General features: G+C 60.6%; 8 protein-coding genes. All 8 read right to left on the bottom strand.

The features are described 5' to 3' along the window. Positions 1 to 9: 9 nt before the first annotated feature. A complete protein-coding gene (locus tag KUW00_RS07330; protein ID WP_222568690.1) occupies positions 10 to 1,056 on the bottom strand; it encodes an ABC transporter ATP-binding protein in 1,047 nt (348 codons plus the stop codon). Continuing rightward, positions 1,053 to 1,793: an ABC transporter permease gene (locus KUW00_RS07325; protein ID WP_261392027.1), complete on the bottom strand. Its 741-nt coding sequence runs from the start codon at positions 1,791 to 1,793 to the stop codon at positions 1,053 to 1,055. The genes KUW00_RS07330 and KUW00_RS07325 overlap by 4 nt, the downstream gene beginning before the upstream one ends. A 77-nt stretch (positions 1,794 to 1,870) precedes the next feature. Beyond that, a complete protein-coding gene (locus KUW00_RS07320) occupies positions 1,871 to 3,517 on the bottom strand; it encodes a polysaccharide biosynthesis/export family protein (protein WP_375038063.1) in 1,647 nt (548 codons plus the stop codon). Positions 3,518 to 3,609: 92 nt separating this feature from the next. Further along, positions 3,610 to 3,897 (bottom strand): DVU3141 family protein, encoded by a 288-nt coding sequence (locus KUW00_RS22635; RefSeq protein ID WP_222568687.1) that lies wholly within the window; start codon positions 3,895 to 3,897, stop codon positions 3,610 to 3,612. A gap of 236 nt (positions 3,898 to 4,133) precedes the next feature. Beyond that, positions 4,134 to 6,047: a sulfate adenylyltransferase subunit CysN gene (gene cysN, locus KUW00_RS07310; protein ID WP_222568686.1), complete on the bottom strand. Its 1,914-nt coding sequence runs from the start codon at positions 6,045 to 6,047 to the stop codon at positions 4,134 to 4,136. Between the two features lie 242 nt (positions 6,048 to 6,289). Then, positions 6,290 to 7,204: a sulfate adenylyltransferase subunit CysD gene (gene cysD, locus KUW00_RS07305; protein WP_045992429.1), complete on the bottom strand. Its 915-nt coding sequence runs from the start codon at positions 7,202 to 7,204 to the stop codon at positions 6,290 to 6,292. Between the two features lie 1,393 nt (positions 7,205 to 8,597). Then, positions 8,598 to 10,466, bottom strand: coding sequence for a methyl-accepting chemotaxis protein (locus tag KUW00_RS07300; protein ID WP_222568685.1), 1,869 nt, complete (start codon positions 10,464 to 10,466; stop codon positions 8,598 to 8,600). Positions 10,467 to 10,664: 198 nt separating this feature from the next. After that, entirely contained in the window at positions 10,665 to 12,320 is a 1,656-nt protein-coding gene (locus KUW00_RS07295) for a methyl-accepting chemotaxis protein (RefSeq protein ID WP_222568684.1), read from the bottom strand. Positions 12,321 to 12,348 lie beyond the last annotated feature (28 nt).

Here is a 12,348-nt window from a genome sequence, read left to right as displayed (position 1 = left end):
GCCTGGTGGCTACCGTTCTTTCTTCTCGGACCCCTTCTCCGAATCCTTCCCCGAATCGTCCTTGCTGCTCGCGGGTGCGGCCCGCTTTTTCGTCTGTACCGCGCGACGAACCTCATGCAAGCGCTGCTTCGCCAGGTGAAGGCGAGCGATGAGCTCCTGACGGACCCTCGGGTCGACCAGTTCGTCTGCGTTCTCACGCCCCATCTCCAGAGCATCGAGGCGCTTCTGGATACGCTCCAGCTGCTGTCTGCGCTTGCCCAGCAATGCCTTGAGCGTATCCAGGGACATTGTGTCGATACCCGGTGTCGGCGCAGGTGACTGATACCGGGGTGCTTGCGGCTCGCCATCGTGGCGTGGCCCATTGCCGGGGCCGCCGGTGGCCTTGGCCTTGGCCTTGCTGTCACTGTCCTGGTGATAGCTGCGAATGGCGTCTCTGATATCGTCAAACCAGAACGCCTCGCCATGCTTCAGATAGATGCCTGCCTGGCACAGTTCGCGCAGTATGCCTTCGCTGTGGGAGACCATGACCAGGCTTGCGCGATTGACCCTGTCCTTGAAGGCACGGGTCGCCTTGGCCTTGAATACCCGATCGCCCACCGAGGTCGCCTCGTCAGACAGATAGACATCGAAATCAAACGCCAGCGACAGACCAAAATTGAGTCGCGCACGCATCCCGGAGGAGTAAGTACGAATCGGGTCATCGAAGGCCGGCCCGAGCTCTGCAAATTCCTGCACCTTGTCGATGATGGCTCCGACGTCACGACCACCACCATGGACACGGGCAACAAACTTGACGTTCTGACGGCCACTCAAGGCCCCCTGAAAACCTCCGGCCAGTCCCATCGGCCAGGAGACCCGAGCATCGCGCCGGATAGAGCCCCTTTCAGCCGTATCCATGCCGGCAATCAATCGCAGCAGGGTCGACTTTCCCGCGCCATTTCTCCCCAACACTCCAACGCTTACGCCGTGGGGGATGGTCAGGTTGATATCCTTCAACACCCAGTCCCTGACCTTGTGATGGTGATAGCGCTTGTAGAGGTGTTCTATCTGGATCATTGCGCCATCAGCCGATGTCGAAACCGAAGGTGTAGCATCAATCCTAGTGACAGCAGTGCCAGCGTCACCATCCAGTAATAGGGGGCACTGGTACCAGGGACCTGCCAATACCCTTCAAAAAAACCGCCACGTAGTCGCTCCAGACCATGAACAATCGGGTTGAGCAACAGGTACTCACGCATCCAGTGGGGCATGTGATGGATCGGGAAAATGACACCGGATAGGATCAACAATGGCATGATCATCATCCGTAGCACGATCGCCACCTCGGCGATGAGGGTGGCAAGCACGGAGACAATTAGCCCAAGCGCCAGGCCCAGCAGCCAGAGCGAGAGCCACCACGCCAGTGCCAACAGGGCGTCGTCAGGTGCCAGCGCCTCGACCTTGAGCAACATGCCGCCGAAGATGAACAAGAGAAATATCAGTGATCGCAGAAGCCCCTCCAGGGCGTTGCGCACCAACACCGGGTCCACGGGCCTGACCTGCCGATAGGCGAACAGCGCCTGGTTGGCCTTGATGGCTCCCAGCCCTCTAATCATCCCTTCGCGAACCAGAAAGAATCCCATCAGTCCGACCACCATCCATGGGATGAAAGGGGCTCCCACGATAAGGGCGTCTCCGCGGATGAGACTGCGGATGGCCACCATGATCAGTGTGAAGAACACAGGTTCCGCGATCATCCAGAACCAGCCCAGGCGATCCGACATGGTGCGCGCAATGGCCTCTCGCAGGAACATGGCGTACCAGACGCTACGCGTCACCGCCCAGGGGTGGCGTTGCACGGAGTTGCCAATCATCGACATGCTGCCCCCCACTAGAGATCGATCGCCACCTTGGTGGCCACGGCAATCTGATAAAGGATCTGGGTCAGGCTGGTTGCCAACTGAAGATTCTTGGTGGGGACAGCCGGCATCACCAGAATCTCGTCTCCTGCACGCAGGGTGATATCGTCGGCATTCCGCACCGCGCCGTTCTGGCGAACCACCAATATGTTGTCCTCATCGCCACGCTGGGTAAGACCACCTGCGGCATCAAGATAGTGGTCGAGACCAGAACCCGGCTGATAGACCACCGCCTGTGGCACGACCACCTCTCCGCTGATGAGCACCGAATCCATGGCCTCCGGCAACGTGATGACGTCACCGTCCTGCAACCGAATGTCGGCAACCCCTTGATCACTGGCGACCACCAGTCGACCGCTGGGTTCGAGCTGTCGCGCCCGCGCCACAAACATCTGAATCAGCTCGGCCTCGCGAATCCTGATTCTGGCCTCCTCATCGGTGGATGACGATGTTCCCAGATAGGTCGTCTCCAGGCGGCGGAGACTATCCTCGAGCGCCTCTTTCTGCTGCCGTGCTACGCTTTCTCGGCGAATCGACACATTGTGGCTGGCCGACATGTCGGACAGGATGGCGACGGCGTCCAGCAACTCTCCGAGCCGGGCATCCCGCGGCAGGGCAAACCTCGACGGGCCCAGAAAACTCCCCTCCAGGGCAACCACGATGGTGCCTTCCTGATGATCTGCATTGAAGATCACCTCATCACCAGGCTGAACCTGGCGCGCGAGAAATTCGTCGAGCGTCAGGTAGGTGGCAACCGGGCCTGTTGCACGCTCTCCGCGCAGCAATACGTGAGACACACCACTCTTCAGGCGGGCCAGGCTTACCAGATCGCTGCCACTCAACTGGCCAGACTGTAGTTCGTATCGGTAGGCGCGTTCCACATCACCGGTCACCGCGATGGAGGGGCCTCGTTCACCCACCACGATAGTATCGCCGTCGCGCAACTGAGGCCGAGCGATCCTGCCATCCAGCAAAAAGTCGTAGAGATCGAAGCTTGCCAGGCGTTGCCCCTGACGCATCAGGCTGATGCTGCGATAGCTGCCAAGGGCGTTGTCGATCCCCCCGGCCTGATCGAGAAAGTACAGAATCGAATCCGAGGGGGTGCCCGCGTAACGTCCAGGGCTGTGCACATAGCCGGTGACATAGACACCGACGGGCTGAACGCCTTGCAGGTTGGTGTACACCTGCACGTTCTCGGGATAGATGCTCTGGATCGCTTCTCGAACCCGAGCATCCAACTGGCCATGACTCATTCCCTGCACGGCGAGGGGGCCGATCGACGGGAGAAAGATATTGCCCTGGGCATCCACGGGCACCACTCGATCGAATTCCACCGCCCCCCATGCTCTCAGGGTGACCTGATCGCCAGGTTTGATGCGATAGTCACGGTTGAGCCCATCTGCCATGGTGCCTCGAAACCCACCGGTAAAGAGGTTGGCGCCAAAGGGAGGAAGCAGTTCCACATCGATCGGTGACGGTATCGAGGGCGGCCCGTAGCGATCGTTGCTCCAGTTGGCGCGAGGCGAGTCATTGATCGTCCCCTCATCCGTCTGCTCCCGGGCCTGAGGCAAGATATCGTCCGGCAGGGCAATACCCTGCGCAGCGACCGAGTTCGCCATCGACCAGCTCACCATCAGCAACAACACAGGCAACGACAGCCGTCTTGCCAGATACAGCAGCGCCCTGCCGAGCCGTTCATCCATGATCGTCATCACCAGGTCTCCGCTCCGTTGTACAGCGCCGTTACCAGGCGACTGGTAAACCAGGCGCCTTCTCCCGACTTGCAGGCAACGGCCCCCAGTCGATCCCCGTTGCTCCGGCGAGTCACTGTCAAGTGACGACATATGCGCCTGCTGGCAGAGAAGTAGGGGGAGTCAGCCACCACCTCCACATTCGCTCCCCAGGGGCTACTCGATAGTGTGGTGGCGCTCCCGGCGGGGGTTTGGGCAAGAAACCGCGACAAGTCGCTGGAGGCAGGGATCCCGGAAGGCTCGCTCATGATCCCCTGGGCACTGTTCGGCTGAGTAAGCGGACGCTGAACACAGCCAGTGATCAGCACCGTAGCAAGAAGAAGCGTGACCGTGGCACCCCGGCGAAAGACGCTTTTCCTCGAAAGACCCGCCCCCCTTTCAGGCGCCCTTCCATCGGCTGGATTCGACCTTAAAAACGTGCAATATCGAAGCATAATCATAGCGAAATTCCCGACGTCGTCATGCGATAAACGACGAATAACTGTTACAGATGTTTTAGCAATTTCGCAATAATATCTTGCTCGCTCATTATCTCGGTATTGACGGAAACCTCTGGCTTCACAGGCGCCTCATAAGGACTATTGATGCCAGTGAAATCCAGAATCTTGCCTTCCCTCGCCTTCTGATACAGTCCCTTAGGGTCTCTCTCTTCACAGACATCCAGGGGCGTATCGACAAACACCTCGACAAAATCATCGCTAAGAAACAGCGCCCTGGCCGCCTCTCTGTCTGCTCGAAACGGCGAAATAAATGCGGTAATAACGATCACCCCAGCCTCTGCGAACAGCCGAGCAACCTCACCGACTCGCCGAATATTCTCCGCCCTGTCCTGCTCCCCCATGCCAAGGTCCTTGCATAGCCCATGCCGGACATTGTCGCCATCCAGCAGCATGGTGTGATACCCGCGTCGATTGAGCTCCACCTCCAGAGCATTGGCGAGGGTCGACTTGCCGGAGCCCGATAACCCGGTAAACCAGACGCAGCAGCCACGGTGGCCATTGATCCTCTCTCGCATGGTCTGGGTTACCGTGGTGCGGTTCCACACCACGCTGGCCTTGCTGTCGTGTTTGCGGAATTCGCAGGGCAGCTCCGCATCCGACGGACTGTGGATCATCCCGGCACCGACGGTAAGATTGCTCAATCGGTCGATCAGAATGAAGCAGCCCGTGCCAGGGTGGGTACGATAGTCGTCGACAGGTATCGCGGTGGTGAGCTCGACACGGCAACGCGCGATAGCATTAAGATCCAGCTGCTCCCCATGCCGTTGCTCCAGGGTGTTGACATCCACCAGGTAGTCGATGGCGACAACCTTTCCCGCAAGGTCCCGAGTGGCCAGCTTGATGTCATACAATTTCCCGGGTTCCAACGGGGACTCGTGCATCCACACAATATCGGCCACGAATTCCGACCGAAGCGGCACCTGATCATCGACCCCGACGATCCAGTCTCCGCGCGATGCATCGATCTCGTCGCACAAGGTGATGGTCACCGCTTGTCCGGGAAATGCCGCATCGAGATCACCATCCATGGTAACGATGCGCTTCACCTGACTGGTGGTACCGCTCGGCAGCACCTTGACCGCCAGTCCGGGAGTCAAGACACCGGAGCTGAGGGTGCCCGCGTATCCCCGGAAATCCAGATTGGGGCGGTTGACGAACTGAACCGGCAAGCGCACATCTCGCAGATTCTGGTCGTGCCTGATCTCGACCTCTTCCAGCAGCGTGAGCAGGCTGGGGCCGTCATACCAGGGCATCTCGCTGCTGGGCTCGACCACGTTGTCGCCTTTCAGCGCAGACAGCGGGACAAAATGTATATCCCGGGCCTCGAGTCGATCCATGACGAGCCGATACTCGTCGACGATCTGCAGATAACGATCTTCGTCATACGCCACGAGATCCATCTTGTTGACCGCTACCACAAGGTGCTCTATGCCCAGCAGGTCGCAGATGAAGCTATGGCGACGCGTCTGGGTCTGCACACCGTGTCGAGCATCAATCAGTATGATCGCAAGACTGGCCGTGGAAGCGCCGGTCGCCATGTTGCGGGTGTACTGCTCATGCCCCGGCGTGTCGGCAATGATGAACTTGCGTCTATCGGTGGAGAAGAATCGATAGGCCACATCGATGGTGATCCCCTGCTCACGCTCTGATTGCAGGCCATCCACCAGTAGCGCGAGATCCACCTCGTCACCGGTGGTGCCGCTGGTGCGAGATGCCTGGGTGATGGCGGCCAGCTGATCCTCGTAGATCATCTTGGAGTCATGCAGCAGGCGCCCGATCAGAGTGGACTTGCCATCATCGACACTGCCGCAGGTAATAAAGCGCAGCAGGTCCTTGTTCTCGTGTTCCTTCAGGTAGCGTTCGATGTCGCTGGCGATCAGCTCGGATTGATGGGACATGACGAATTCCTGGTAGAGGCGCAAGCCACAGCACCCGGACAAGGATGCCGAGGAGACTAGGGCTGAACCGGAGTGCAATCTGGAGACTGGAAGAGCGGAGCGTGGAGGAATGCGGCGAGCCACGCAGTCGCGGCCTTTGCCGTCTGGTGAAGCGATGGGTGTAGCCGCCTTCCCGGGAACACCCCCATCGGCAATCCGCGAATTCAGTACAAGACGGCAGGCGAACATTCATTACAACTAATTTAGAAATACCCCTCGCGCTTCTTCTTTTCCATCGACCCCGCCTGATCATGATCGATGGCTCGACCGCTGCGCTCGCTGGTCCGCGTCAGCAGCATTTCCTGGATGATTTCGGGGAGAGTCGCGGCTCGAGATTCCACCGCACCGGTCAGGGGATAACAGCCGAGGGTACGGAATCTTACCCAGCGTTCCTGGGGCGTCTCGCCCTTCCGCAGCGGTAGTCGGTCGTCGTCGACCATGATCGTCATGCCATCCCGCTCCACCACTGGCCGCGGTGCGGCGTAGTACAACGGCACAATGGGGATTCCCTCGAGATAGATGTATTGCCAGATATCCAGTTCCGTCCAGTTGGAGAGAGGAAAGACGCGAATCGACTCCCCCTTGTTCACCTTGGCGTTATACAGGCTCCACAACTCGGGACGCTGGCTCTTCGGCTCCCACCGATGATGCCTGTCACGGAAAGAGAAGATGCGCTCCTTGGCACGACTCGCCTCCTCATCCCTGCGGGCACCCCCAAAGGCTGCGTCGAATCCATGGTGATCAAGTGCCTGCTTGAGAGCGGCGGTCTTCATCACATCGGTATACTTGGCGCTACCGTGATCAAAGGGATTGATATCGGCCGCAACCCCCTCCTGATTGATATGCTCGATCAGCTCCATGCCGGACTGCTTCGCCATGAGATCACGAAAGGCGATCATCTCGCGGAACTTCCAGGTGGTGTTCACGTGCATCAACGGAAAGGGGGGCGTGCCGGGAAAGAAAGCCTTGCGCGCCAGATGCAGCATCACCGATGAATCTTTGCCGATCGAGTACATCATGACCGGAGAACGGAACTCGGCTGCGACTTCTCTGATGATATGGATCGATTCGGCCTCCAGCTGTCGGAGGTGTGTCTGGCGATCGGGTAGTAGTTCCATGACGGATCGAAGTCCTCGGAAAGGGAAACACTCGCCGGCTGAATGCGTGGACTCGGCCGACTCGACCCGCGTGACGTAGCCGCAGCCGTTGGCCCGAATAGCCCACAGCAGCACCAAGGCTCCAGGCACCGGAGAGTGGGCGCGGCATGTGATCCGCGAGTTGGTGCAGGAGAGGGGCACTGGACCTGATGGCGATGAAGCACGCTACCGCCCCGGGATGTCACGGACGCCTTCCCATGCCCTGCTTCAACGAATTTTGCCCTCGACCGTGGTAGCAAACAGACGAGTAACATTGATAACGGTTCATTAACACTTGATCACAATCATCGATACTAATGTTTTTGTACTTCTCCATCCAGACACGGGCGAGGTTATTGGCGGGCAATAAACGGTTACTGCATAGAGAGTAATCCGCCTCCCTTTAACTATGCTGCAATACAAAAAAATATCTAAAAGGCCATAATCCACACACGCCAAAAAAATCAGCAAAAGATCAAAAAAATCAAAGGCATAACAAAAAAAACAAGGACCAGAAAAAGCATGCTCATTGCAATAATTTCGTTGCGGCACATTTAAAAGCTTCGTGCCTAGTTCTTCGGTACAATAATTAAAGTAAGCATTGGAGAATTTAGGTTAGGTGTGAGGCACGGCCGGCATAGAACTTTATTAATTAACTTCGACGGTATTGTTTTTCATTAAAACTTCACCATCTTGGCGCAGAACATTTCTTGATCGTCAGAAGTGCCAGCATCCAACAAATGTAAGCTTCTAACGTCCCGACTCGGCGCCAAGGTCATGAGGGGGCGCCCAGAGGCCCGCTTTTATGAGGGAGTTGCCATTGAGCAGGGCAATTAACTGTGCCGAACTTTAGCTCCCAGGCCGCTCCAGGCGCGCGCTTCCTCCAGTCTGATCCTTCTCAAGGAGGCCCTCCTGGCCCCCAATCGACGTTCCGCCGTCACCGGGCACGTGGTGACGGGCGCCCTGCAGGGCGCGGAGGAACACAAGAATCAGGAGGCAGAGAGGGACAGAGGGAGGGACAGAGGCAGAGAGGGACAGAGGGACAGAGGGACAGAGGGACAGAGGGACAGAGGGACAGAGGGACAGAGGGACAGAGAAAGGTAGAGGCAGAGAAAGGTAGAAAGTAGATAGCGTGGGGCCTGTCATGGGAGAGACCACCAAGGGACACCGCGCGCCCCGGCATCTCTCGTCGAGAGGAGGCCGGGACGCAGAGTGCCTGCTGGCCTGGGGTGACAAGCAGGGCAGGGAACAGCTCAGGCTCTGCGCCGCCAGGGGGAAGAACCTGGGCTGGAACTGGAGGGTTGAAGTGGAAGGTTGAAGTGGAGGGTTGAAGCGGGGGCCGGAAAGACCCGGCCCCCGACCCACGACCAGGGCATCAGGCGGGGGTTGGCGCGGCAACCCGCTCGGGGTGATTGGCCTGCGCTGAGGCAGAGCTGGCAGCCTCACTCAGGGTAAATCCTGCCACCATCCGCCCCAGTCGGTCGGCCTGTTCCAGCAGGTGCTCGGTGGCAGCAGAGGACTCTTCGACCAGACTCGCGTTCTGCTGCGACATGCGGTCCAGCTCCGCCACCGCGATATTGACCTGTGCGATACCTTCGCTCTGCTCTTCCGCCGCCACGCTGATCTCGTCCAGGCTCAACGTGACGCGCCCGACCTGTTGAACGATCTCGCCCATGGTCTCGCCCGCCCGGCGCACCAGCTCGGTACCGCTGGCCACGCGCTCGCCGGAGGTCTCGATCAAGCTACGAATTTCACGGGAAGCCTCGGCGGATCGGGTGGCCAGTTGGCGTACCTCACTGGCCACCACGGCGAAGCCACGGCCATGCTCCCCGGCCCGGGCCGCCTCCACCGAAGCATTGAGCGCCAGCAGGTTGGTCTGGAAGGCGATACCATCCATCACCTTGACGATGGCGCCGATCTGCACAGAGGACTCGGTGATCGACTCCATGGTATCCACCACCTGGTCCACCACCTCACCGCCTCGCTCGGCGACGTCGGTGGCCTCCCCCGACTGCCGCCTGGCATCGCGCGAGGCCGCCGCCGTATGCGCCACGGTGCTGGTGATCTCCTCGATCGATGCCGAGGTCTGCTGCAGGCTCGATGCGGTCGTTTCGCTGCGCCGCGACAGGTCCTGCCCTCCCAGTGCGATCTCGCCGGCGGCAACCCGCACCGACTCGCTGCTGTCCCGGATGGTGATCATCACCGCCTCCATGCGCGACACGAAGCGATTGAACGCACTCGCGATCTGGGCCACCTCATCCTTGCCGTCCTCCGGCAGGCGGCGGGTCAGGTCTCCGTTGCCACTGGCGACGTCGGCCATGGCATCCCGCGCAATCGACAGTCGCTTGAGCGCGAGGGTCAACAGCACGCTCAGCAGCAGCAGTGCCACCAGGCCGACGATCACCAGAGTCCAGAGCGCTGCCTGTGTCACCTGCTGAAGGCTGGCACCGGCCTCCCGGCTGTCCAGGGCAATCACCAGTCGCCAGTCGGTACCGCTGATGGGCGTGGCGAGAAGCTCGCGCTGCCGTCCGCCGATGTCTACGGTGACAGGGCGTGCCTGGTCACCCAGCTGCGTCAGGAAATCCGGCGTCAGACGCGCAGACAGCTCGGTCGCCGGCGCCAGGCTCAGCGTGGCATCAGGATGCGCCACCAGGGCTCCCTCACCATCGACGAGGAAGGCAAAACTGCTCGGCGTCGGCGCGATGTCGGCCACCACATCGATCACACCGTCGATGGTGATATCGCCACCCGCCACCGCCTCGAGCCTGCCCTCATTAAAGAAGGGCGTGGCGAAGGTCACCACCAGCCCCCCCGTGTTGGCATCCTTGTAGGGAGGGGTCACCACGGTCGCTTCAGCCTCAACGGCCTGCTGATACCAGGGGCGCTGACGCGGATCATAGTCTGCGGGGGCATCCCAGCCGTCGGAGAAGATCGCATCTCCGCTCGCGGCCTCGGCCAGATAGGTGGTGAGAAAGCCGCCACCGGCCTGCAACTGCAGCAGCGCCGCCAGGGGATCGGCATCGGACACTGCCGGCGCCAGTGCCTCGAGCTGGCGTGCGTGGCTCGACACCCACTCATCGATGGCCACCCGATTGCCTTCGGCGACCGAGGCCAGCTGCTGCGCATCCTGGCGCTCCTGATGGTGATGCAGAATGCTGAGGTTGACCGCTCCATTGATGGCCAGGGCCACCACTATGACGGCCACGGTGGTCAGCAGGAGCCGAAATCTCAAGGAATGAATCATGTCGCTCTCTGTCAAGGGTTACGCCTTGCGGCTGCAAGGTCGACACAAGCGACTATCGGCCATCGAGAATGCCTCTTTAGCCCAAGTTTGACGATTACCCCCTTTCGCCTTCCGAATGGCTCCCGAATGGCTCCCGAGCGACTCATCGACGATAGGGAAACGGGCCGCGCCCCGTCAGGCGCTGACACCCTGCGTGAATCATCTGGCCTGCCGGCGCTCGCGCCAGGCCTGCAGCCCCCGCCACCACGAGCGTTGCGTTCTTACCGTCATCTCGCCGATGCAGGTGTCGTCGTCTTCGTCGGACAGCTGCATGTGCGCGCTGGACTGCCCCAGCGCCAGGGCAGTGCCGGTCAGACGTTCGGCTTCCTCCCGTGAGCGCTCGACCATCTGGGCGTTGCGCTGGGTGACAGCATCGATCTCGGCCATCGCCCGATGAATCTGATCGAGGCCCTGATGCTGCTCCCCGGCGGCCTGTTCCAGTTCTGCGATTCGGCCCCCCAACTGCCCGACTGCCGCCGCTATCCCCTGGATCGACAGATCGGCGGCGCGGGACTGCCTCGCGCCATCGGCCACGCTCTTGCTGGAAGCACCGGTCAGGCTGCGAATCTCGCCGGCCGCTTCGGCGCTGCGCGCCGCCAGGCCGCGCACCTCCGCCGCCACCACCGCGAAGCCTCTGCCGTGCTCGCCGGCACGGGCAGCCTCCACCGAGGCATTGAGGGCCAGCAGGTTGGTCTGAAAGGCAATATCGTCGATCAGCTTGACCATCGCCTGCACCTGGTCGGCGTGGCGCTGGATCTCGTCCATGGCCGCCGCCACCGCTGCGACGCCCTCGCTGCCCTTGCTGGCACGCTTGCCCACATCGCCCGCCAGGCGGTTGGCGTCCCCCAGATGCTGCACCGTCTGGGCCACCGTCGCCGTCAATTGCTCGAGGCTGGCGACCGTCTGCTCCAGGGCCGATGCCTGGCGCTGGGTACGGGTGGCCAGTTCGCGACCATCATCGAGCATGCGTTCGGCATTGTGACGCAGGTCATCGCTGGTCTCGCGAATCCCGCGAATGTTCTTCACCAACGCCCGTCGCAGTGACTCCACGCCCCGATACAGCTGGCCCACTTCGCTGCTGCCCATATCGGGCAGGCGACGCTCGAGTCGGCCCTGGGCCATCGCCTCGAAGTGTTCCAGCAGCTGCTTCAACGGGACCAGCAGGTAGCGTCGAACCGTCAGAGCCATTGCCATGGCCAGCACCAGAGCCAGGGTGAGCGCCGCCGCCAGGGCGAGGTTCATGCTGTCTGCCAGGTGCCTGAAGCCGGCAGCCAGTCCCTCTTCCTGCTCCAGCGCCAGGGTGGAAAAGGCCTCCACGCTATCGACAAAGGCCTGGCTCATGCTGGTCAGTCGAGCCTGGCCCGAATCATAGGCGCCAAGGTCTTCCTCCTTGAGCAACATCAGCTGCAGTTCCAGGCCGGTGGATACCAGCGAGCGGAAGTGGCGCTCGAGCGTCGCCTTGTTGTCTGCCTGAGCCTCGCCGACATCGATTGCCATGAAGGCCTCGAAGGCCTCCCTGGCCTCGCTCAGCAGCGTCTCGGCAGAAGCGATCACCGGACCCGGTCGATCGAAGGACGGCACCCGCGTCAGCCTGGCCGCCCGATCCATCTCGACGCGTGAACGAAAGACCCTGGTCTGGGCAAGATTGAGCAGACGGAACTGACCGACGTGCTCGTCGCGCATTACATCGAAAGCCTCTCGTCCCTGCTGGTTGGCATAGAGGCCCAGTCCACCCAGTCCGACCATCAATATCAGAAAGAGAGACAACGCCAGCAGCCCGCTGGCACGTATGGAGAGCGTTCGAAAAGACGTCATGGAGCGAATATCCCTGGTTGCCCCGCTT

This window comes from Halomonas sp. DP5N14-9 (assembly GCF_019802175.1).
Classification (GTDB): Bacteria; Pseudomonadota; Gammaproteobacteria; order Pseudomonadales; family Halomonadaceae; genus Halomonas; species Halomonas litopenaei.
Note: the sequence above shows the minus strand (reverse complement) of the source record. Positions and strands in the feature narration are given on the sequence as shown.

Excerpts from the sequence above, each read along its gene's own strand:
- KUW00_RS07320 (WP_375038063.1), bottom strand. The coding sequence starts at position 3,517 with ATGGCGAACTCGGTCGCTGCGCAGGGTATTGCCCTGCCGGACGATATC.
- cysN (WP_222568686.1), bottom strand. The coding sequence starts at position 6,047 with ATGTCCCATCAATCCGAGCTGATCGCCAGCGACATCGAACGCTACCTG.
- KUW00_RS22635 (WP_222568687.1), bottom strand. The coding sequence starts at position 3,897 with ATGAGCGAGCCTTCCGGGATCCCTGCCTCCAGCGACTTGTCGCGGTTT.
- KUW00_RS07325 (WP_261392027.1), bottom strand. The coding sequence starts at position 1,793 with ATGTTCCTGCGAGAGGCCATTGCGCGCACCATGTCGGATCGCCTGGGC.
- KUW00_RS07300 (WP_222568685.1), bottom strand. The coding sequence starts at position 10,466 with ATGATTCATTCCTTGAGATTTCGGCTCCTGCTGACCACCGTGGCCGTC.
- KUW00_RS07330 (WP_222568690.1), bottom strand. The coding sequence starts at position 1,056 with ATGATCCAGATAGAACACCTCTACAAGCGCTATCACCATCACAAGGTC.
- cysD (WP_045992429.1), bottom strand. The coding sequence starts at position 7,204 with ATGGAACTACTACCCGATCGCCAGACACACCTCCGACAGCTGGAGGCC.
- KUW00_RS07295 (WP_222568684.1), bottom strand. The coding sequence starts at position 12,320 with ATGACGTCTTTTCGAACGCTCTCCATACGTGCCAGCGGGCTGCTGGCG.